20 protein-coding genes and 1 tRNA gene (1 of these 21 cut by a window edge) are annotated in these 20,658 nt (G+C 59.6%); 12 read left to right on the top strand and 9 right to left on the bottom strand.

Annotated elements, in window-relative coordinates; genetic code table 11:
• Positions 1-1,501 carry the 5' portion of a phosphoglycerate dehydrogenase gene (serA, locus tag NW816_RS06920; protein ID WP_414332254.1) on the bottom strand. It extends 80 nt beyond the left edge of the window, so 1,501 of the gene's 1,581 nt are visible here — the first part of the coding sequence; the start codon lies at positions 1,499-1,501; its stop codon lies off the left edge, out of view.
• Between the two features lie 232 nt (positions 1,502-1,733).
• The gene (locus NW816_RS06915) at positions 1,734-1,970 is read right to left on the bottom strand and encodes a DUF3148 domain-containing protein (RefSeq protein ID WP_011429589.1); all 237 of its coding nucleotides are present in this window, start codon (positions 1,968-1,970) and stop codon (positions 1,734-1,736) included.
• Positions 1,971-2,687: 717 nt separating this feature from the next.
• Here NW816_RS06915 and NW816_RS06910 point away from each other — a divergent pair.
• The 5 genes from NW816_RS06910 to NW816_RS06890 all read left to right on the top strand — a co-directional run bounded on the left by NW816_RS06910 (position 2,688) and on the right by NW816_RS06890 (position 6,799).
• On the top strand, positions 2,688-2,909 hold the full coding sequence (locus NW816_RS06910) for a DUF2949 domain-containing protein (protein ID WP_414332365.1): 222 nt from the start codon (positions 2,688-2,690) through the stop codon (positions 2,907-2,909).
• On the top strand, positions 2,890-3,972 hold the full coding sequence (gene mazG / locus NW816_RS06905; RefSeq protein ID WP_414374718.1) for a nucleoside triphosphate pyrophosphohydrolase: 1,083 nt from the start codon (positions 2,890-2,892) through the stop codon (positions 3,970-3,972). Before NW816_RS06910 ends, mazG begins: the two co-directional genes overlap by 20 nt.
• Positions 3,973-4,095: 123 nt before the next feature.
• Positions 4,096-5,133: an isopenicillin N synthase family dioxygenase gene (locus tag NW816_RS06900; protein ID WP_414408676.1), complete on the top strand. Its 1,038-nt coding sequence runs from the start codon at positions 4,096-4,098 to the stop codon at positions 5,131-5,133.
• A 125-nt stretch (positions 5,134-5,258) separates the two neighbouring features.
• A complete protein-coding gene (locus NW816_RS06895; RefSeq protein WP_414408675.1) occupies positions 5,259-6,200 on the top strand; it encodes a transglutaminase family protein in 942 nt (313 codons plus the stop codon).
• Positions 6,201-6,292: 92 nt separating this feature from the next.
• The gene (locus NW816_RS06890) at positions 6,293-6,799 is read left to right on the top strand and encodes a hypothetical protein (RefSeq protein WP_011434437.1); all 507 of its coding nucleotides are present in this window, start codon (positions 6,293-6,295) and stop codon (positions 6,797-6,799) included.
• Positions 6,800-6,808: 9 nt separating this feature from the next.
• On the opposite strand, the gene NW816_RS06885 is transcribed toward NW816_RS06890, so the two are convergent.
• Together NW816_RS06885 and frr are read right to left on the bottom strand one after the other, a co-directional pair.
• Positions 6,809-9,526 (bottom strand): CBS domain-containing protein, encoded by a 2,718-nt coding sequence (locus tag NW816_RS06885; protein WP_414408674.1) that lies wholly within the window; start codon positions 9,524-9,526, stop codon positions 6,809-6,811.
• 231 nt (positions 9,527-9,757) lie between these two features.
• A complete protein-coding gene (gene frr, locus NW816_RS06880) occupies positions 9,758-10,306 on the bottom strand; it encodes a ribosome recycling factor (RefSeq protein ID WP_011434435.1) in 549 nt (182 codons plus the stop codon).
• Between the two features lie 238 nt (positions 10,307-10,544).
• Here frr and NW816_RS06875 point away from each other — a divergent pair, with 238 nt between their 5' ends.
• On the top strand, positions 10,545-11,123 hold the full coding sequence (locus NW816_RS06875; RefSeq protein WP_414408673.1) for a hypothetical protein: 579 nt from the start codon (positions 10,545-10,547) through the stop codon (positions 11,121-11,123).
• 13 nt (positions 11,124-11,136) lie between these two features.
• On the opposite strand, the gene recR is transcribed toward NW816_RS06875, so the two are convergent.
• Together recR and NW816_RS06865 are read right to left on the bottom strand one after the other, a co-directional pair.
• A complete protein-coding gene (recR, locus tag NW816_RS06870; RefSeq protein ID WP_414344525.1) occupies positions 11,137-11,736 on the bottom strand; it encodes a recombination mediator RecR in 600 nt (199 codons plus the stop codon).
• A 35-nt stretch (positions 11,737-11,771) separates the two neighbouring features.
• On the bottom strand, positions 11,772-12,107 hold the full coding sequence (locus NW816_RS06865) for a YbaB/EbfC family nucleoid-associated protein (protein ID WP_011434432.1): 336 nt from the start codon (positions 12,105-12,107) through the stop codon (positions 11,772-11,774).
• 219 nt (positions 12,108-12,326) lie between these two features.
• On the opposite strand from NW816_RS06865, the gene NW816_RS06860 reads away from it, so the two are divergent.
• Together NW816_RS06860 and NW816_RS06855 are read left to right on the top strand one after the other, a co-directional pair.
• Entirely contained in the window at positions 12,327-13,223 is an 897-nt protein-coding gene (locus tag NW816_RS06860) for a carbohydrate ABC transporter permease (protein ID WP_414408672.1), read from the top strand.
• Positions 13,224-13,241: 18 nt separating this feature from the next.
• A complete protein-coding gene (locus tag NW816_RS06855; RefSeq protein WP_414408671.1) occupies positions 13,242-14,750 on the top strand; it encodes a UbiD family decarboxylase in 1,509 nt (502 codons plus the stop codon).
• Here NW816_RS06855 and NW816_RS06850 read toward each other — a convergent pair.
• Both NW816_RS06850 and NW816_RS06845 read right to left on the bottom strand, forming a co-directional pair.
• Positions 14,747-15,958 (bottom strand): ABC transporter permease, encoded by a 1,212-nt coding sequence (locus NW816_RS06850; RefSeq protein ID WP_414408670.1) that lies wholly within the window; start codon positions 15,956-15,958, stop codon positions 14,747-14,749. The two genes, NW816_RS06855 and NW816_RS06850, sit on opposite strands and share 4 nt — an antisense overlap.
• A complete protein-coding gene (locus NW816_RS06845) occupies positions 15,955-17,328 on the bottom strand; it encodes an efflux RND transporter periplasmic adaptor subunit (RefSeq protein WP_414329040.1) in 1,374 nt (457 codons plus the stop codon). The genes NW816_RS06850 and NW816_RS06845 overlap by 4 nt, the downstream gene beginning before the upstream one ends.
• 178 nt (positions 17,329-17,506) lie before the next feature.
• On the opposite strand from NW816_RS06845, the gene rplS reads away from it, so the two are divergent.
• The 4 genes from rplS to NW816_RS06825 all read left to right on the top strand — a co-directional run bounded on the left by rplS (position 17,507) and on the right by NW816_RS06825 (position 19,728).
• Complete coding sequence (gene rplS / locus NW816_RS06840) at positions 17,507-17,872, top strand: 50S ribosomal protein L19 (protein WP_041437725.1); 366 nt, start codon at positions 17,507-17,509, stop codon at positions 17,870-17,872.
• A 67-nt stretch (positions 17,873-17,939) separates the two neighbouring features.
• A tRNA-Trp gene (locus tag NW816_RS06835) sits at positions 17,940-18,012 on the top strand.
• A gap of 72 nt (positions 18,013-18,084) precedes the next feature.
• Entirely contained in the window at positions 18,085-18,903 is an 819-nt protein-coding gene (locus NW816_RS06830) for a tetratricopeptide repeat protein (RefSeq protein ID WP_414408669.1), read from the top strand.
• A 402-nt stretch (positions 18,904-19,305) separates the two neighbouring features.
• Positions 19,306-19,728 (top strand): hypothetical protein, encoded by a 423-nt coding sequence (locus NW816_RS06825; protein WP_414344534.1) that lies wholly within the window; start codon positions 19,306-19,308, stop codon positions 19,726-19,728.
• Positions 19,729-19,879: 151 nt separating this feature from the next.
• Here NW816_RS06825 and pgl read toward each other — a convergent pair whose 3' ends face one another.
• The gene (pgl, locus tag NW816_RS06820) at positions 19,880-20,611 is read right to left on the bottom strand and encodes a 6-phosphogluconolactonase (RefSeq protein ID WP_414408668.1); all 732 of its coding nucleotides are present in this window, start codon (positions 20,609-20,611) and stop codon (positions 19,880-19,882) included.
• Between the last annotated feature and the right edge of the window lie 47 nt (positions 20,612-20,658).

Genomic DNA, 20,658 nt, shown 5'->3' with positions numbered 1-20,658 from the left:
CCAAGCTGAGCACCATCACTGCATCGCCGCGGATGATCTTGCGGCCCACTTGCATGCTGGCGATGTTGACATTGTAGGCTCCCAGCAAGGTGCCAATCCGCCCGATGATCCCCGGCATATCCCGGTGCAGGGTCATCAGCATGTTGGCGGAAGGGGGCACATTCACCGGGAACTCGTCGATCTGGGTGATCCGCACCTCTCGCTCCCCAATCAACGCCCCCGAAACCGAGCGGATCCCATTGGGGCCATGGGCAATCAACGTCAGGGATCCGGAATAATCTTTCAAAGAGGGATCTCGAGTTTCCACCACCCGGATGCCCCGTTCTTTGGCCTCAATGGAGGCGTTGACGTAGTTGACCCGCTCCCGCAGCGCCAGCGTCAAAAGCCCTTTGAGGGCGGCAATGACGATCGGCTGACCATCTTTTTCTGCCAGATCTCCCTGCAGGCGGATCTCCAACTGGTTGACGCGATCCCCCGCCAATTGGCCAACCAAGTTGCCCAGGGTTTCGGCCAAGTCCAGGTAGGGTCTGAGGTTTTGCAGCACCTCTGCCTGTAAGCCGGGGATGTTCACAGCAGAGCGGGCCGGCAGCCCCAGCAACACATCGCGGATCTGCTCGGCCACATCGATGGCCACGTTCACCTGGGCTTCTTCGGTGGAGGCCCCCAAGTGGGGAGTGAGCAGGACTTCCTTGCCCAGAGAAAACAGCGGAGAGTCCTTCAGGGGCTCGTTGGCAAATACATCCAAAGCCGCTCCGGCAATTTGACCGGATTTCAGGGCTTCATACAGGGCTTGTTCATCCACCAAACCGCCACGGGCGCAGTTGATCAGGCGGGCGGTCGGCTTCATCATGCGGAAGGTTTCGGCGTTGAACAGGTTGGTGGTTTCAGGGGTTTTGGGAACGTGCAAGGTGATGTAGTCCGATTCCTGCACCAAAGTTGTGAAGTCCACCAGGCGCACCCCCAGTTGCTCTGCCCGCTCCACGGACAGATAGGGGTCATAGGCCAGCAGCTTCATCCCCATCGCCTTGGCAATCTGGGCCACATGGGATCCAATCCGACCCAATCCGACAATCCCCAGCGTTTTTTTGTAGACTTCTACGCCGACAAACTCTTGCCGATTCCACAGGCCCGATTTCAGAGAGGCATTGGCATCAGGTATGTGGCGGGAGAGGGCCATCATTAAGGCAATGGCGTGCTCGGCAGCGGCAATGGTGTTGCCCTCTGGGGAGTTGACCACTAGGATCCCGGCTTTGGTTGCGGCAGGCACATCGATGTTGTCAACGCCAACGCCCGCCCGCCCGATGATCTTCAAGTTCGTCCCCGCCTCGATCACCTCTCGGGTAACCCGTGTACCGGAGCGCACCATGATGGCATCGTAGTTGGGGATGACCGCGATCAACTGCTCTGGGGTGAGCTGAGTTTGCACATCCACCTGAGCGACTTGGGAGAGAATGTCGATCCCCGCCTGATCGATGGGATCTGTGACGATGACTCTGGGCATAAGCAGCGCTGGTCTAGTGGGATGGAGGGCAGTAAGAAGCAGGGATTAGCGCAAGTTGAGGTGGATCTCACCGGCTGAGCCAAACTTTGACCCAACCCCAACCGGCACACCTTAATCTACCGCGAAAGTCCGCCGGTCAGTCGAAGGCTCGCTTCTGTGGAAAGCTGCCAGCTCCCAAAGGTTCTGAAGGCCGACAAACCCATCGAGCTGGCTCGGAGGAGAAATGGGCGCACTAGGACAGGGATCCCACCGGGGCAAGATATTTTCCGTCTATGAGAAAGATGCCATTGGCAAACTGCACGCTGTAGGTGCCCAACAGCCGTCGCTGCAGGATCACCCCTTGCTCGTGCAAGCGGATCAAATGGGCCGGGCGCAACATCGGCATTGGGTCAGCCGTTTTTAGGTAAGGAGGCATCTCCACCACTTGAACCGTTGCCCCCACCGGCAGTAAACCTTGGGCTTCAGACATAATGGGAGTCCATCCTGCAGCCGTTTCTAGCTTAGGTGACATACTCCTGCACTCATGCTGATGCAAAGCGCTCCGCGCCGCTAAAGCGAAAGAGTGCGAGCTTCAAGGACTCCGTCCCGCTGACGCGAACAGTGACTCCTGTTAAGGACATTTCCTGAGCTTTAAGAACGGGATGCCCCACCGCTCTCTGCTTATCATAGCGCAGGAATCTCCGCCTCTCATCCCGACTCCCATGCTGATACATAGAGGGCGGGACTTCTCGGCGGTCTAGCTAACCCGAGCAGGATGGCAGCCCCAGGGCGGATCCCAGAGGAGCCGAACAGATTGGATCCCTGAGCAGTTATTGTAAGATTTTTATCTAAATACCAGAATTAGTCAGATAAAAAAGTAACATCTTGCCAAGGCAAGTTGGTTTCTCCAAACAAAGAAGAAGCAGCCAGCCTTTCAGGGTACTGCCAACTGATCGCCAATCTGCTATCATACCATGACCTCTCGCTACCCATTTTTTGTGTCCTTGGATACAGAAACCTCATTTGCTGAGGCAATTTAGGGGTTTTCTTGCCGTGGAGCTGTGGGCACAGGGCTTGGTAAGCTCACCTGTGGCCTATTTGCCAGCCGGATCTTTGCCGAAACTCTGTAGGAGTGTTAAGAATAGTTACGTTAGTTTACTATCTTCTCAGTTTCATATTTGTCCTTCTTCAGCGCTGCGAAACGACCATGCTAGATCCCATTCCCCCCCCAGCCCTTGAGGAATATCTCTTGCAAACGGGCATCATCGACCGTTCTCAACTGAGCCTGGCCAAGAAGCTGCAACATCGCCAGCAAGGGCCGTTGCTGATGATTCTTTTGGAGTTGAGTTTCATCGATCTGGAGCAGCTCAGCCGCCTTTTGGATTTGGGCCGCACCTACCCTTTTGACCATGCTGCAAACGCTGGATAGTCTTCAGCCCGACTGGCAACAAGCTCTGGCTCGGTGGTCTACTGCGGAGCAGGGATCCCTACTGCTGAAAAGCTGTGGGGGAAAGGATCCGGCGGAGCTGCGCAGTGTTTTGCAACAGGTCTGTGCTCCTGTCCAGCCTGTTACGTTGTTAACGGAGGGCTTAGAGGTGGTGGCCGGCCCACTGACGCTGCAAAGCTGGGATCCCCAAGCAACGGGGCATTTTGCCCACCTCTATCTGGAGCGTTCCGCCTCTACCTCGCACCTGAGTCGTTTGGCGGCTGTTGTTGCTCGGTTGCGTGCCCCCGATGGATGTCCCTGGGATCGGGCCCAAACTCCGGAGTCTCTGACCCCCTACATTCTCGAAGAAGCGTATGAGACGGTAGCTGCCATTCGAGCCGGGGATCCGGCGGCGATTGCCGAAGAGCTGGGGGATTTGTTGTTGCAGGTGGTGTTGCAGTCTCAGATCTTTGCCGAGCAGAACCACTTTGATCTGGAAGCTGTGGCTGCGCGAATTGCCGATAAACTGATCCGCCGTCACCCCCATGTGTTTGGGGATGCTGTGATGGCAGATCTTCCGGAGTTGCACCGCTCTTGGGAACAGATCAAGCAAGGGGAGCGACCGGATCAAAGCCTTGGCCAAAAACTGCTGCACTATGCCCAAAGTTTGCCTCCCCTAATGGCTGCCCTGAAAATTTCCTGCAAAGTGGTGGGGGCAGGGTTTGAGTGGCCAACGGTGGAGGGGATCTGGGCCAAGATCCGCGAGGAAGAAGCCGAGCTGCGTCGAGAATTGGAGAGGGATCCCCCCGATCCAACTCGCCAGGAAGCCGAACTGGGGGATCTGCTTTTTGCTCTGGTCAACTTGGGCCGTTGGTACGGTTTGGATGCTGCCCAAGCTCTGGCCCAAACCAATCTGCGCTTTGCCCGTCGTTTTTTGCGCATGGAAGAGCTGGCTCAGGAACTGCTGGGATCCACGCCCGGCGGTGGCAAAAGCTCCCTTCTGAAAGGGCGCAGTCTCCAGGAGCTGGAAGTCCTCTGGCAACAGGCCAAGCAAGAGTATCCCTAGTTTCGTTTCTGGATGTGGGGTTGAGCCGGTGCCAGCTCTGAGGGGGTATCCGCCCACACAGTCTTGGGGCAGGTTTTCTTCGTAGGGTAGGAGCTGTTCTGAGCGCCTGTCTCTACGTCGGCCATGTCTCCAGTTTCTTCCTTTGAGCAAGCTGGGATCCCTTGTCTGGATTTGACCCCCTTTCGGGAGGGCACGGATCCGCTAGGGGTTGCAAAGGCTTTTGGGGCAGCCTTGGAGGAGGTGGGGTTTGTGGTGATCACAGGGCATGGGATCCCGGAGGCCATCATACAAACAGCCTACGAGAGAGCGAGGGCTTTCTTCGACCTGCCGCTGGAACAAAAAATGGAGGTGGTGACTCCGGATCGCGTCAAAAACCAGGGATACCTGCCGATTGGCATCGAAAGTGTAGCCGCTACCCGTGGGGCAGAGGTTCCCTACGATCTCTGTGAGGCGCTGGTGTTCAATGACCTGTTTCGGGAAGATCCACAACGGCCCCAAGCAGGGGTGGATCCGGATTCGGGCAACCTTTGGCCCACCCATCCAGCAGGACTGCGGGCTGCTCTTCTGGCTTATGATGCGGCTCTGCTTCAGCTCACCCAAACCTTGATGCGCATGGGCGCGTTGGCTTTGGATCTGCCGGAAACCTATTTTCTGCCTTTTATGGAGGGGAAAGGGGGAGTGCTGCGGGCTGTGCATTATCCTGAACAGGAGGTGGAGCCCATCCCGGGACAGCTACGCTATGGGGCTCACTCCGACTACGGTGGCTTCACGATTCTGCGACAGGATGGGGCGCCGGGAGGGCTGCAGGTGTACTCCAAAGCAGGAGAGTGGATTGATGTGCAGGCTGTTCCCAACGCCTTTGTCATCAACGTTGGCGATCTGCTATCCCGTTGGACCAATGACCGTTGGCGCTCCACGTTGCACCGCGTGGTCAATCCACCCCGATCGGCTTTCGGTTCCAGTCGCCGCCTGTCTTTGGTTTACTTTACAGCTCCTCGGGACGATGCTTGGATCGAATGCCTGCCCACATGCCAGAATGCAGCAAATCCCCCTCGCTATGCTCCTGTACAGGCTGGGGAGTACATCCGCTCTAAGCTGGAGGTTTCGATGATTGGGAAGGCAGGGCAAAGCTCTCCGAGATCTCAAACTCGGGATCCCTGAAGTCTAGAGATCTCGGGCAGACGATGCAACCGCTTCTTGGCTTTGATCTGGGAGCAGTTTGGGTTGCCTGATCTCGGTGCTCCTTTGCCTGTGATAAAACTCCTTGCCCGTCATTTGGCCAACCTGTGCAAATTCAGATCCGCCATCTCATCGAATATCGCTACAGTCGTCCAGTCCAACTGGAGCCCCATACGGTGCGATTGCGACCGCGCTGCGACGGGATCCAGACTCTCCTGGCTTTTGAGTTGCAGGTGGATCCGCAGCCGGTGGGCCAATCGGCGCTGGTGGAGCTGGAGGGCAACGCAGCAGTTCGGCTTTGGTTTGAGGATCCCACCGAGCATTTGCGCATTCAAACTCAGGCCACGGTGCTCACCCTGCGGGAGAATCCCTTCGACTATCTCCTCTGCGATTGGGCCACCCATCTCCCCATCGACTATCCCAGCACGCTGGCAGCTCAACTACAGCCTTATCTGACGGCTCAGGCGGATCCCGGCATCCAGGCCTTGGCCTGGGAGCTATGGGATCACGTGCAGGGGGAAACGACAGCTTTTCTGCCGGCGCTGAACCAGCGCATCTATTCAGAATGCCGCCACATCTTGCGGGAAAAGGGGGATCCCTGGCCTGCCGGCTTGACCTGGCATCGCAAAACCGGAGCCTGCCGCGATTTGGCCCTGGTGTTCATGGAGGTCTGCCGTACGGTAGGCTTGGCCGCGCGCTTTGTCAGTGGCTACCAGGTCAGCCCCTCACGGCCTTCGGGGGAGAGCAGGGGTGGAGAACCCCCAGAGCCTGTGCGCCGTCATTTGCACGCTTGGGCGGAGGTGTACTTGCCGGGGGCCGGTTGGCGGGGCTTTGATCCCACCCAAGGGTTGGCCGTGGCCGACGGTCATGTGGCTTTGGCGGCCAGCGCTTACCCCAGAGATGCCGCTCCCATTTACGGCCATTGGCTGGGCAAGGGCGTTCACAGCAGTATGAGCTACACCATCCACATCCAGGCGGGATCTTCTGCGCAAAGCCAAGCCCAGCTTGCTGCAGACAGCCTTAGCACTTCACCAAAAGTTTGGGGCTGAAGCCGTAGAGCTTCAACTTGGCCGGATCCCAAAGCGAAAATTTGAGATAGCATAGCCTAGCCAAGATCTAGAGAATCTGCCGAGGGATCCCGTTGACCCAGTCTATTGATGTCCCCACCAGCGTTGATACGTTTTTGCAGGAGTTGGCCGCCATTCAGCAAGTTGGGCCGAAGCGAGTGGCCATCCTGGGCAGTCGTCATGTGCCCATTACCCACCAGTATTTGATCGAGACCCTCAGCTATGCTTTGGCCCTCACGGGCAATCAGATCCTCACATCCGGGGCTATTGGCACCAACTTGGCCGTCATTCGGGGGGCGATGCGGGCGGACATGAAGTCCTTGACGGTGATCTTGCCGCAGAGTTTGGAGCGACAGCCGGCAGAGTCGCGGGCCAGCCTGGAGCAGGTGCTGCATCTGGTGGAGCATCCGGAAAACGACCATCTTCCCTTGGCGGAGGCCAGCCGCCTGTGCAACCTGGAGATCATCAGCAAGTGCCAGCAGTTGATCTGCTTTGTCTTCCACGACAGCGTCACGCTGCTGGATGCCTGCAAGCACGCCGAGGAGCAACACAAGTTGGTGACTCTCTTCTATTTCGACTGATTCGACCTTCTACTTTGGCCCAGCCTGTGGCAGGGGGAAGTGTTCTTGCAGCCAAGCTTCGGCTTCTGCCGGGGTGAGGAGTTCGCCGTTTAGGGTGAGATGGCGCAGTTGCTCCAAAATGGCTTGGAAGGGGCGACCTGGCTTGTAACCCAGACGACGCAGATCGTGGCCGTTGAGGAGCGGCTTCACCCAGTACCACTCCTGCAAATAGCGCCAGATCAGCCGCCGGGCCGGCTTGGGGGCGATCCCAGCCAACAAAATCACCGCCGGGATCCGCAGCCCCTGCAGCAGTTGCACCACCTGGGCCGGAGAGAGGGTGCCGGGATCCAATTGGGCCAACAGGGTTTGGTAATAGGAGGAATGGCTGAGGCGTTCGATGCCTGCTTGGGTGAGGTGGAGTTGGCTGGCCACCTGGGGGGCTTGGGGTAGGGTGAGGAGGAGAGCCTCTAGGCGCAGTTGCCAGATCTCCTGGGATCCCAGCTCAGGATAGCGGCGGCGAAAGTGATAAGCCCAGCGGCCCACCCGTTGCAACCGCCGGCACAGGGAGGGATCCCACTCCAGGTCGGGGTGAATACAGCGCAAAGCTCCCCATTCTGCCAGCCGCTCAAAGGCTTGGGGCCAATCGCGGGCTCCGAGAATATAGGCCAGCTCCTGCTTGAGGCGATCCCCGCCGACGGCATCGTGCAGACCACTGGCCACAGCAGCGCGGATCCATTTTTCTGTGGTCGAGTCCAGGGCGAAGCCCAGGCGCACCGCAAAGCGCACCGCTCGATAAATGCGGGTGGGATCCTCGATGAAGCTGTTGGGGTGTAATGCCCGGATGATCCCCTGTTGCAGATCCGCTTGTCCGCCGAAAAAATCCAGCACCTGTCCTCGCTGGGGGCCGTTGAGGCGCAAGGCCAAGGCGTTGATGGAAAAATCCCGCCGATAGAGGTCTTGCTGAATGGATCCCATGGCCACTTCGGGGGGAGAGGCCGGGTAGGGATAAAACTCCGTGCGGGCGCTGGCGATATCCACACAAAAGCCGCCTGGCCAGATCAAGGCCGCCGTTTGGAATTTGCCGTGGATCTCCAGCCGCGCTTCCGGGAAGCGTTGTTTGAGCGCTTGTCCCAAAATCAAGCCCCAGCCCGGGGGATCCTTCCCATCCAGGGCCGGAGAGTAGGGCCCATCCACCACCAAGTCCAGATCCAGCCGCTCCAGGTTGGGTGAGGGCTGCCGTCCCCACCGATGCAGCAGCAGATCCCGCACCGTTCCCCCTACCAGATACAACCTCAGGCCCTTTTCATCGGCGAGGCGGGCGGCCTGCTCCAGCAACTGTCGATGCCGTTCCGAAAGAGCGGCGAAGGTGAGATCCAAGGGGCAGGAAAGGGTGGGCAGAGCCAACTGGGGTGAGAGGGCCGGCAACTCGTGTAGGTGCCGCAACACATCGGTGCGAGTTACAATGCCCACCAACTGTCCATCCTGGAGAACCGGCAGGCGGCCAATATCCCACTGCACCATCAACCGCTGAATCTCCGCCAAGGGGGTGTCGGGGGAGAGGGTTTTCACATCGGTGGTCATGTAGCCCTTGACGGGGGCATGGCCAAACCCGTGATGCAGGGCGATATCGATATCCCGCCGCGAGATCACCCCCACCAGGCGACCTTGAGCGTCCACCACCACCAGGCCGGAATGGCCGTAGCGCAGCAGCACCCGCTGGGCCTCGTCGATGGTGATCTCCGGTCGGATGGTGCGCACCGGAGCCGACATCAAATCTTTGGCCGTCACCGGGGGCGGGATCCGCTCTTGGACAGCCTGCCTGAGAGCCGCCATGACTTGGGCCGGGTCGGGCAAAGGCTGCTCTGGGCTGGCTTTTAACGTGGCTGCTGCAGCACAATCGTGTCCACCGCCGCCGTAGAGGGCCATCACCCTGCCCAACTGGGCAAACTCCTGCCGCGCCCGCCCGATCAGGCTGAGCCGCTCCCCCTGCCGCGCCACCAAGAGCAGCACATCCACTCCCGTCAGATCCATCAGCCGCATCACCAGGCCGGCCAAGCCGGGCACAAACTCCGGCAGCTCCAGCAGCCATTCTCCCAGGCGATACTCCCCCACCTGCTGCACCTGCATCTGGGCCAACCCCTGGCTGAGCAGCTCGCGCATCTCTGGGGTGAGGCCATCCCCCAAAAAGCGCCGCAACAAGACCAGGTTCACCCCCTGATCCAACAGCCAGCTCAGGGCAGCAGCATCGCGGGCGGTGGTCTCCGGGAAGGTCAGGGATCCCGTATCCATGTGAATGCCCAAAGCCAGCGCCAGCCGCTCAAAAGGGCTGAGAGGGATCCCAGCAGCCTGCAGCCGCTCCACCAGCAAGGTACAGGTGGCCCCCACGGCCTCGATATGACAGTTCACCTGCTGCTGCGGCCAAAAGCCATCCGGTGGGGTTTCCGGATCCCTGAGGTGATGGTCGAAAATCTCGATTTGGGTGCCGGGGACGCTCAACCAAGCGGCAGCTTTTCCCAAGCGATCCGGATCGTGACAATCCACCACAATCCACCGCTGCACCTGTCCCGGATCCACAGAGCGCAGCTCGATGAGGGGAAATTCATCTCGGTACAAGGCCAAAAACTCCTGCACCCCCGGCAGGGATCCCCCGGTCAAGGCGATGCGGGCACCCGGATACAGGCGGGCCGCTCCCACCGCCGCCCCCAGGGTGTCGAAATCCGCCGATTGATGGCACAGGATCAGATCCATTGCGGCAAGAGTTGTCGTTTTCCCCCCTTCCATCCTGGCCTAAGCCGGGATCCCTCTTGTTGGAATTGGACGAGGAGAAACGAACGGCTGCCCGACTTCGAGGGGCAAGTGGAAACCTTGAAGTTTCGGGATGAGTGTCGAGTTTTGATCAAAAAATGGGGTCTTTAACCCCGTCCTACGGCTATGCAGAAGCAGGCCAGTAGCGTGGGGAGTTATGTCCACAAGGAGCTTTTACAGCGTCGTCAGCTCCTTTTCTTTTTCTGCCAGCAGCTCATCGATCTTTTTGATATAGCGGTCGGTCAGCTTCTGGATGTCATCCTGCAAGCTTTTGGACTCATCTTCAGACAGCTCGCCGTTTTTCTCCCGCTTGCGCACCGAGTCGATGCCATCCCGCCGGATGTTGCGGATTGAGACTCGCCCCTCTTCGGCTAGCTTGGCCACCTGTTTGCTCAACTCTTTGCGGCGCTCTTCCGTCAGGGGGGGAATGGTGAGCCGCACCACCTTGCCGTCGTTGCTGGGGGTTAGACCTAGGTCAGAGGCAACAATGGCCCGCTCAATGGCCGCCAGGGTCGAGGGATCAAAGGGCTGGATCAAGAGAGTGCTGGAGTCTGGCGTGGTGAGGCTGGCCAGGGCCTTCAGGGGAGTGGGCACGCCGTAGTACTCCACCTGAATCCGATCCAGCAGGCTGGAATTGGCCCGCCCGGTGCGTACCGTATTAAAGGAGCGCTGTGTGGCTTGCACAGCTTTGTTCATCAACTCCTCAATCTCAGCTAGCTCCACGGGGTTTTCCTCGCTTTCAAAATCAGTTTCCAGATATCAGGCTCTGGCAGCAAACCTGGCACCTCTACGGTGAGCCTGACCTCAATTCTACCGCCTTGTCTTAGGATCCCGTTCCTCAGAGCTGCACCTGCAGTCGGCGAATTTCTCGCCAGATGCCCCCCAGTGGGATGGTACGAGCTCAAAGCTTCCCCTAAACTGCTCTGCAGTTTACTGCACAACACAGGCACAACAAAGTTTTATGCTCTCTCGCCAAATTGGTTCTTCAACGGCCCTAACCTGGCTGATCGGCAGCTTGAGTCTCCTGGGTTTTGGAGCGGCTGCGGCAGCCTTGGAGTTGCAGATTGTGTCCCCCAACGCCTATAAAGTGCCCTACCTGGGAATTGATGGCGTCTTTACCCTGGATACGTCCCTGGAACAATCGGCCAACGATCCGCGCAATCCGAAGCGGGTGAAGTTCGAGAAGATGGAGTTTTTCTCCTTTTATGCCGACCTGGAAGGGAAAAAGCCCCTGGCGGAAAAATGTCGCTACGCCTATCGGGGGGCTGCGCCGGATCCCTTCTACTACCCCGATCGTTCCCTCAGTTCCATCTGGGATCTGTTTCAGTTGCAGCCTGGAGCAGACGCCAGTTGCGAGACCTTCACCTACGTGATTCTGCGGGCGCCCCACGGGGATCCGGTGCATATGCACCTGCGCTACGGAGGCCGCAACAGCAGCTTCCAGGAACTTCTGAATATCAGCACTCTGCCCGAGGATCCTGCCAACTTCAACCCCTGGTGGAGCACCTACTGCGCGGAGGGGGTAACCGGCTGCGATTGAGGGGCTGAGCGGCTCACAACTCCTGCCGCGCTTCCAAGGCACGGGCCAGGGTAACCTCGTCGGCATATTCCAGCTCGGATCCCATGGGCAGGCCGAAGGCCAGGCGGGTCATGCGCAAGGTGGGGGCAACTGGCTTCAGGTAATCCTTGACCACGTGCATGGTCACCTCTCCCTCTACACTGGGGCTGAGGGCGAAGATCAGCTCCTGCGGTTTTTCCCGTGCCACCCGGGCCACCAGCTCGCGGATGTGCAGTTGGTCGGCCCCGATCCCGTTCATGGGGGAGATGAGGCCGCCCAAAACGTGGTAGAGCCCCTTGAACTCGCGGGTGCGCTCCATCGCAATCAAGTCTTTGACGTCGGCCACCACGCACCACAGCAAGGGATCCCGCTGTGGCGAACGGCAAATCTCACAGGGATCCTCCGCTGACCAGTTGAAGCAGATGGAACAGTGCCGAACCGTCTGCTTGGCTTCCAGCAGGGCTTTGGCCAGGGCCTCGATCTCGCCGGCAGGCCGGTTGATCAAGTGGAGAGCTAGGCGCTGAGCGGTTTTGGAGCCAATGCCGGGCAGCCGTTGCAGCTCTTCGATGAGGCGAGCCAAGGGGCGAGTGTACATACAGAGTTAAGCAAGCGGGGTTAAGCAAGTGGGGCTCAACCCAGTCCCAACCCCGGCAGACTGATGTTTCCGGTCAGCTCTTCCATGCGTTTGCGCATCGTCTCAGCAGATTGGGTGTAGGCGTTCACCATTGCTGTCAGGAGCAAGTCTTCTACCACATCCACCGACTCCTGGAGCACTTGGGGATCCAGAGAGACTTTGAGAGGTTCTTGGTTGCCGTTGACCGTCACTTTCACCAGCCCATTGCCGGCTTCGCCGACGATCTCCATCTCTTCCAGCTCTTTTTGCAGCCTTTGGGCGCCATCGCGCACCTCTTGGGCTTTCTTGAGCGCTTCTTGGATTTTGCCGAAGGGGCCAAAGCCTCGAGTCATGGGATCCTCTCTTGGGTTATCCAGATACTGCTGTTCTACTCTACCCGTTTCCCCATCGCCGGTGAAAGCACTCGCAAGTCTGGGCAGAGGTGCTTGCACCGCTAACGCGACCGGTCTTCCTTAGGTTGCCCTTAACTCTGGCGGATTATCCTCTCAAGAGAAGCCAAAGATCGACTCAAAAGCCCATCTGCTCATCGGTGTTCGCCGTCTGGAGGTGCTATGGCTCAATTGTTGCAGGATCCCCGCTCTCAAGTGGCCCAGCCCAATTCAACTTGGGTAGAGCCTTCTCCCTGGCGTTGGCGGCGCTGGATCCCGGAGCGTTGGTATGTGCATTTGGGCCTGGTGCTGGCCTGCTTGGTTCTGGGATTTCCGGTGTTGTACGCCCTGCTCGTGAGCACCCAGAACAATGCCGAGGTGTTCCGCTATCAATTGACCTTTGGCTCCTCTTTTGCCTTCAACTGGCATCAGGTGATGGTGGCGCGGCACTTGGGCCACTACATGGTCAACAGCACCATCGTGGCGGTGGCGATCACCGTGGGCAAGACGGTTTTGTCGCTGCTAGCCGGGCTGGCCTTTGTGTACTTCCGCTTTCCCGGCAAAGGGCTGGCCTTTGGCTTTGTGCTGATCACGCTGATGATGCCCACAGAAATCTTGATCATTGCCCTGCTGCGGTTGGTCACCAACTTGGGCTGGGGATCCACCTACTACGCTTTAATCGTGCCCTTTCTGGCCAGCGCCACGGCCACGTTTTTGTTCCGCCAGCATTTTTCCAACATTCCCCGCGAGCTGGCGGAGGCGGCCCAACTGGACGGGGCCAACCCGCTGCAATTTCTCACCCAGGTGCTGATCCCCTTGAGCTGGAACGCCATCGGGGCGCAGGCGGTGATTCACTTCGTTTACGCTTGGAATATGTACCTGTGGCCCCGCTTGATCGTGCAAGGCCGAGAGCGACAAGTGGTGCAGGTGGGGCTGCAATCCCTGCTCAATCTGGATAGCTCGGCCTCCTATGGCCCCATGATGCTGGGAGCGATCATCGCCAGTATCCCGCCGCTGCTGGTGTTTATTGCGCTGCAGAAGCCCTTCATGAGCGGGTTAGCCCTCAATCGCGACAAGTAAGCCCTTAGGTTCCCTTTCATGCCCAGAGATCTACGCCGTTTTATTGCTCTGCTGGAATCCCGTGGTCAGCTCCGCCGCATTTCGGCAGAAGTGGATCCGGATCTGGAAATTGCCGAGATTGCCGATCGCCTCTTGGCCTGCGGGGGGCCGGCGCTGCTGTTTGAGCGGGTGAAGGGATCCTCAATGCCGCTGCTCATCAACACCCTGGGCACGGTGGAGCGCATTTGCTGGGCTTTGGGAATGGAGCAGCCTCAGGATCTGGAGGAACTGGGGAAAAAGCTGGCCCTGCTTTACCAGCCGCGGCCACCGCGGAGCTTTGCCCAGGCGGTGGAGTTGGGACAGGCGCTGCTTAGCGTCTTCAAAGCGAGACCCAGCCGGGATCTGATCCCTCCCTGTCAGCAGGTGGTGCGGCGGGGAGAGGAAGTGGATCTCACCCAATTGCCCCTGTTGCGGGTCTACCCCGGCGATGCCGGACGGGTGCTGACCTTGGGCCTGATGGTAACCAAAGACCCGGAAAACGGGATCCCCAACGTGGGGGTGTACCGCCTGCAGTTGCAAAGCCGCACCACCATGACGGTGCAATGGCTGTCGGTGCGGGGGGCAACTCGGCATCTGCGCAAGGCGGCAGCCCTGGGCCAAAAGCTGGAGGTGGCAGTGGCGGTGGGGGTGGATCCGGTGGTGATTTTGGCGGCGGCCACACCTCTGCCGGTGGATCTGTCCGAGTGGCTGTTTGCCGGTCTCTACGCCGGAGAAGGGTTGCACCTGGCCCAGTGTAAAACGGTGGATCTGCAGGTGCCGGCTCATGCTGAGATCGTTTTGGAGGGCACCATCACCCCTGGGGAAGTGGCCCCCGACGGGCCTGCCGGGGATCACATCGGCTACTATGGCCCCCGCAACGAGCAGGCCCCTCTGATTCGCTTCCACTGCTTGACCCACCGCCGGGATCCCATCTACCTCACCACCTTCAGCGGCAAGCCCCCCAAAGAGAACGACATGATGGCGCTGGCCCTGAACCGCATCTACACCCCCATCCTCAGGCAGCAGGTGCCGGAGATTGTAGATTTCTTTTTGCCGATGGAGGCGCTGGGCTACAAAGCAGCCATCCTCTCCATCGACAAGGCCTACCCTGGCCAGGCGCGGCGGGCGGCTTTGGCTTTTTGGAGCGCCCTGCCCCAATTTAGCTACACCAAGTTTGTGATCGTGGTGGACAAAGACATCAACGTCCGGGATCCACGGCAGGTGCTCTGGTGCCTGTGCTCGCGGGTGGATCCGCAGCGGGATGTGTTTATTCTGGCGGACAACCCCTTTGACACCTTGGACTTTGCCACCGAAAAACGGGGTCTGGGGGGCAAGATGGGCATTGATGCCACCACCAAAATTCCCCCGGAAACCGATGCTCCCTGGCGGGAGCCCCTCACTCCGGATCCAGAAGTAGCCCGCCTGGTGGATCGCCGCTGGGCAGAATATGGCCTGGCGGATCTCGATGGGCAGCCGGCAGATCCCCGCCTGTTTGGATACGAGCTCTAAGCCCGCAGGGCCTCAATGGGATCCAGTTGCGCCGCTTTGCGGGCCGGGAAAATGCCAAAGACTAGCCCAATCCCAGTGGACAGGGAGAACGCCACTCCCACTGCCACCCCATCGACTTGGGTGGCCAAGGGGGTGAACACCTGCACCGCCACCAGCAGGCCGCTGCTGAGGAGGATCCCGAGCACCCCCCCGGTCACGGCAATGAAAATCGCTTCGGCGGCAAACTGCTGCAAAATCTGCCGGCTATCGGCCCCGATCGCCTTGCGCAGCCCGATTTCATGGGTGCGTTCCGCAACCGAGATAAGCATCACATTCATGATCCCCACCCCTCCCACCAGCAGGGAGAGGGCCGCCGTGCCCGTCAGCAGCACCCGCAGCAGGCTCAAAATCCTGGCCGACCCATCCAGGAGCACTTTCTGGTTGCGGATGATGAAGTCATCTTCTCCCACCAATTGGTGCCGCTGGCGCAGCAGGTTGCGGATTTGGAACTCGGCAGCAGGCAGATCGGCTTCAGAGCGGGCCGAGACGAAAATCGCCGTCAGCTCTGTGCCGTAGGGGGAACGCCGCCCGACCAACCGATTGGCCACCACGTCCACCGGCAGAAACACTCCGGCATCGCTGTTGCCAAACACCGTCGGCTTCGAGCGCAAAGTGCCGATCACCTCGAAGGGCAAGTTGTTCAGCAGGACGGTCTCCCCAATAGCAGCGGCGGGATCCAGGCCGAACAACTGGCTGGCGGCATCGCTGCCCAGCACCACCACCGGGCGCTGTTCCTCGATATCCGAGGGCAAGAGGAAGCGGCCTGCCTCGATCTCTAAGTTCAACACCGACAAATACTCCGGCCAAGTGCCGGTGGCCTCATAGCGGCGATCCACTCCACCTCGCACAGCGCGCACATTGGTGCCCAGGCTGGGGACGGCTGCTGACACGGCAGGCACTTCCGCCGCAATAGCCCGTACATCCTCCAAGGTGAGGGGGCGGATGTTGCCGGCATCAGCTAGGCCCAAGTTGGCCGAAAAGACGATCAGCAAGTTGGTGCCCAGAGAGCGAAATTGATCCACTGCCATCTCTTGGGCAGCATAGCCAAATCCGGCAATGGCCACCACCGCCGCATTGCCGATGAGGATCCCGAGCATGCTCAGCCCGGTGCGCAGGCGATGCCGTCGCACCATTTGCCAGGCCATTTTGGCCGACGTTGCCAGGCTCATGGCTGTTGCTCCGCTCTTTTAATCAAAGTCTCTAGGTTCACCCCAGGAGGCAGGGCAGTAAAGACCCGATCCCCTGCCTGCAGACCAGAGAGGATTTGGGTAACTCCACCCTGAGTGATGCCCGTTTCCACGCGGCGATAGACAGGTTGCCGGCTTTGGGGATCCAGCAGGAGCACGCCTTCCTGGCTTTCCTCCCGGAGGATAGCCACTGAGGGCACCGTCAGAGCCTGAGGCTGGGGATCCCCAATGAAATCCACCGAAACAGTCATGCCGGTGCGCAAAAAGTCGGCCCCAGGCTCCGGTTCAACGAAGACCCGAAAGACGGTTACCTCTCGCACCACCACCGTAGCGGGTGCAATCCGCTTCACCCGCCCCTGCACCAGGCGGTCGGGGTAGGCCAGGGAGCGGATCTCCACCGGCTGACCCACCCGCACCTGGGCAATCTGGGCTTCTGGCACTTCTGCCCGCACCTCAATTCCCTGAGCCAGCGCCAAAATGGAACTGGAAGAAGCTGCGGTGGCATCGGAAGCTGCTGTTGTGGGAGCTACAAAGGATCCCACCTCGGCAAAGCGCTGCACCACCACACCGGAAAAGGGGGCGCGGACTTCGGTGTCAGCCAACCGGGATTGCCGTTGGGCCAGCTCGGCTTGTGCCTGGGCAATTTGGGCTTGAATTTGCTGTAGGGTTTCCGGGCGGCTCCCCAGTTGCAATCGCTCCAACTCCTGTTGAGCAGCTCGCAAATCCGCTTGCGCTTGTTCCAGGCGGGCCGAGCGTTGATCCAGCTCGCTGCGGGCTACCACCCCCGCCTGCACCAGGGCCTGGATGCGCTCTAACTCCCTCTGAGCCAAGTCCACCTGCGACCGGGCAGCATCCACCCTGGCCTGGGCCGCCGCGATCACCTGGGGGCGCTCTCCGGCCTGTTGCTCCGCTAGACGGGCTTGCAGCTCTTGAATGCGGGCTTGGGCTTGGCGAATGCCACTGGCGAGATCGCCGTAGTCCATCCGGGCCAATAACTGCCCTGCCACCACTTCATCTCCCTGATCCACCAACAGTTCCGCCAGGCGACCCGACTCGCGAGGGCTGACATTCACCTGGCGGAGCGGCTGCACCTGGCCGCTCACCCGCAGGCGTTGGGTCAGATCCACCACTTGAACCGGTACCGTCAATCTTTCCAGCCGTTCTGCCCTCTGCTGCTGCAGCTGACGCTGGATCAGGAGACCGCTGCCCCCTAGGCCGGCCAACAGCAAGCCCAGGAGCATCCAACCGAAGGGAAATCTCTTGGGGCGGGGTTTGCTTTGCGGCAGAGGCTGATCTGCAGGCCTGGGAGTAGACAGGGATCCCGTCTTGGGCTCATCGGTGTGCAGGATCACAAAAGTCTCCCGTTTGTAACAAAAGCTTTATCTTTGTCTAGCCTATTGGAAAAATGGGGGAAGCGTAAACACAGTCTCCCACCTCTTGAGCTCTATGTCGGCCAGCTCTGTACAAAAAACAGCGACGATTGTTACCATGGTTAACTGCCGGTAGTGCGGGAAGGCCATGAACGTTCGCATCAACGCTGAGGAGATCATCCGCTCCATTGAAGCTGCCCAGATGAAGCCGGATCTGCCGGAGATTCGGGTTGGGGATCAGGTACGGGTGGGAGTTCGCATTCAAGAGGGGGGCAAGGAGCGGGTACAAGCCTTTGAGGGCACGGTCATTGCCATGCGCCACTCCGGTATCAACCGCACCATTACGGTGCGCAAGGTTTTCCAAGGGATCGGTGTGGAGCGGGTTTTCCTCATTCACTCCCCGCGCATCGAGTCGATTCAGGTGCTGCGGCGGGGTAAAGTGCGTCGGGCCAAGCTGTTCTATTTGCGGGATCGGGTGGGCAAAGCCACTCGCATCAAGGCTAAGGCAGAGAGCCCAGATAGTTGAGGAACAGCTCCTCTGAAAATTAGGTGTACCTGCTACACTGGGTAAGCGGGTGTAACCTTTGGCCAATGCGTCCTTAGTTCAGTTGGTAGAACGTCGGTCTCCAAAACCGGATGTCGGGGGTTCGAGTCCTCCAGGGCGCGCTAACCATCAGACCCCCTTCTGTGGCGATGGCTTAAGGTGGAAACACCCCATCTGAGGTGGTTTTGGCGGCCATGAAGTCTGTCTCCAATGTCCTCTCGGCTCTGTTGCTGGGGCTGCTGCTTTGGTTGGGGATCCCTATCTGGCCTGGATCGGGTGTGGTGGCAACGGCAGCGAGCAACAGGGTAGATCACGAGATCGATCGACTGTTTGAGGAAGCCTTTGCTGCAACTCAGAGGGGAGATTTTGCCCAGGCGGAAGCCCTGTGGACTCAACTGTTGCAGATCCAGCCTGATAATCCAGCCCTGTGGAGCAACCGGGGCAACGCCCGTGTCAGCTTGCACCAACTGCAGGCAGCTCTGGAGGATTATGCTGAGGCCATTCGTTTGGCCCCTGAGGCACCGGATCCCTATCTCAACCGAGGGGCTGCTTTGGAGGGGTTGGGGCGGTGGCAGGAGGCGATTGCAGACTACGAACGAGTGTTGCAGTTGGATCCCAACGATGCGGCAGCCTACAACAACCGCGGCAATGCGGAAGCAGGGCTGGGCCAATGGCAACAGGCTTTGGCCGACTACCGCCGCGCTACAGAACTGGCTCCCGACTACGCCTTCGCTCAGGCCAACTATGCTCTGAGCCTCTACCAGGTGGGCGAAACAGAAGCTGCCCTGCGCTTGATGCGGGCTCTGGTGCGCAAGTACCCGAAGTTTCCAGATATGCGGGCTGCTCTCAGCGCCATTCTTTGGGCGCAGGGTCGCCAGGGAGAGGCTGAAAGTCACTGGGTGGCTGTGCAAGGACTGGATCCCCGCTACGCCGACCTGGAATGGGTGAAAACCGTCCGCCGTTGGCCACCGGCAATGGTGGCAGCTCTGGAGCGTTTCCTTTCTCTCAAGTAGTGAGGATCGGGATCGCGTCGGAGATACCCTGGGCCTTGGCTCTGCGCATTGGCGAAACGGTTGCTGGGGATCCCCGCAGCCAGAGTCTCAGGTTACATCCTGGCTGGGGGGATGGAGATTGCTAGATTGGGATCAAGCCGAGGGAGGATTCCGGCAGCAGGCTCAACCCAGAGCCAAGAGAGCGCAGAGGGATCCCAAAGGCTTTCAGCGAGCTGTGAAAAAAACTGTGTAAGGGATTGCTTCCTGCGACACCTTTTCGCCTTCTTCTTCGTCTGTTTCAGTCCTATCGCGGCGCGTGGTATCAACGTGAGTGCAATGGCTTGTTTCTCTCGCTCTTCTTCCTTCTTCCCTGATGGGAGAGGGAGGCTGCGAAATCACTGGAGCTGGGCAGGGCTGTTGCTCATGGTTCTGCAGCTTGGGCAACCCGCCGTGGCTCAGACGGAAACCCGAGTTTGGAGCGGAACCGGCCAAATTTTGAGCGGCCAGGGGCAGGGGGCGACGGTGCAATTGATCTTGGAAACGGGTGGCGGGCGTATCTGGAGCCAATCGGGGCCGGCTTTGGATGCACCCTTTTCCGGCGGCCATATTTCGGTAACCAGCGGTGATGGCACCTGGCAAATTCAATCGCAAGGGGATCAGTTGTTGGTCACCTTTTACCGCGGCGAGCAGATCATCCGCTGGCAACTGCGGCCCATGGGCGAGATCCCCAGCTCTTCTCCTTCTGCGCCATCCAGCTCCCTGAGCAGTGACTCCGCCCAGCCCGTAGCGCTGCCCGTCCAAGAGCTGGTGATTCCAGTACTGAAGAATTTGCCCGGCAACCCCTGAGGGATCCCTGCCCCGCCGGTTCTCGACCCATGAAACCTGGTGCGTTGGCCGCTGGGGCTATCAAACCTGTGGCCACTGGAATGGGCTGGGATGATTTTGGGGGCGGTGGGCCTGGGGATCCTATCCCATCGGCAGTTAGCCCGCCTGTTGTTTAGCTGAGCAGCGGGACACAGGGCAGGGGCAGTTGAGCCGCTGCCGCCGCATCCAGCAACCACAGCAGCCGTCCTCTGGGGTTTATGCGCTGGCAGGGTAGGTGGGCCTCGGTGGTCAGCGCCTCTTTCACGATGGGGGCTTTGTTCGCTCCGGTTACCAGGAACACCACCTGGGCTGCTTGGTTCAGAACAGGATAGGTCAAGGTTAGACGCGGCTCCTGCCCTTTTTGCCCCACTGTCACCCAGCGGTGCTGCACCTGCAGAGCGGCTGTGTCGGGAAACAAGGAAGCTGTGTGGCCGTCTTCCCCCACCCCCAGCCATACCAGGTCGAGAGAAGGGCACTCTGCACCGAAAATCTGCCGCAGGGTGGCCTCGTATTCGGCAGCATCGCGAAGGGGATCCCCCGCTTGGGTGGGCATAGGGAAAACTTGAGCCGCCGGGATCCCGATCTGCTGCAGCAGGGTTTCTCGTACCATGCGGTAGTTGCTTTCAGGGTGATCCGGGGGAACATAGCGCTCGTCTCCCCAGAACAGCCAGGTTTGTTGCCAAGGGATCCCTGGGGTTTGGGCCAGGGCAGCATACAGCTTCTTGGGGGTGCTTCCCCCGGCCAAGACCACCGTAAAGCGTCCCCGCTCGCGAATGGCAGCGGCTGACCGACCTTGCCAAATCTCGATGGCCCGTTGGATTAAGACGGGGCCCTCCGGAAAGATCTCCAACTGGAATCCCTGCATACACCGAAGCTCTACTGCCGACCTATGCTGAGTCAGCCGACCTGCAC

The organism is Synechococcus sp. W55.1 (genome assembly GCF_047461655.1).
GTDB lineage: Bacteria > Cyanobacteriota > Cyanobacteriia > Thermostichales > Thermostichaceae > Thermostichus.
This window is presented reverse-complemented; position numbering and strand designations above follow the sequence as displayed.

Coding starts and splice junctions, on each gene's coding strand:
- NW816_RS06915 (WP_011429589.1), bottom strand. CDS start 1,970: ATGTCTGAAGCCCAAGGTTTACTGCCGGTGGGGGCAACGGTTCAAGTG.
- NW816_RS06910 (WP_414332365.1), top strand. CDS start 2,688: ATGCTAGATCCCATTCCCCCCCCAGCCCTTGAGGAATATCTCTTGCAA.
- mazG (WP_414374718.1), top strand. CDS start 2,890: ATGCTGCAAACGCTGGATAGTCTTCAGCCCGACTGGCAACAAGCTCTG.
- NW816_RS06900 (WP_414408676.1), top strand. CDS start 4,096: ATGTCTCCAGTTTCTTCCTTTGAGCAAGCTGGGATCCCTTGTCTGGAT.
- NW816_RS06885 (WP_414408674.1), bottom strand. CDS start 9,526: ATGGATCTGATCCTGTGCCATCAATCGGCGGATTTCGACACCCTGGGG.
- NW816_RS06875 (WP_414408673.1), top strand. CDS start 10,545: ATGCTCTCTCGCCAAATTGGTTCTTCAACGGCCCTAACCTGGCTGATC.
- recR (WP_414344525.1), bottom strand. CDS start 11,736: ATGTACACTCGCCCCTTGGCTCGCCTCATCGAAGAGCTGCAACGGCTG.
- NW816_RS06865 (WP_011434432.1), bottom strand. CDS start 12,107: ATGACTCGAGGCTTTGGCCCCTTCGGCAAAATCCAAGAAGCGCTCAAG.
- NW816_RS06860 (WP_414408672.1), top strand. CDS start 12,327: ATGGCTCAATTGTTGCAGGATCCCCGCTCTCAAGTGGCCCAGCCCAAT.
- NW816_RS06855 (WP_414408671.1), top strand. CDS start 13,242: ATGCCCAGAGATCTACGCCGTTTTATTGCTCTGCTGGAATCCCGTGGT.
- NW816_RS06850 (WP_414408670.1), bottom strand. CDS start 15,958: ATGAGCCTGGCAACGTCGGCCAAAATGGCCTGGCAAATGGTGCGACGG.
- NW816_RS06830 (WP_414408669.1), top strand. CDS start 18,085: ATGAAGTCTGTCTCCAATGTCCTCTCGGCTCTGTTGCTGGGGCTGCTG.
- NW816_RS06825 (WP_414344534.1), top strand. CDS start 19,306: ATGGTTCTGCAGCTTGGGCAACCCGCCGTGGCTCAGACGGAAACCCGA.
- pgl (WP_414408668.1), bottom strand. CDS start 20,611: ATGCAGGGATTCCAGTTGGAGATCTTTCCGGAGGGCCCCGTCTTAATC.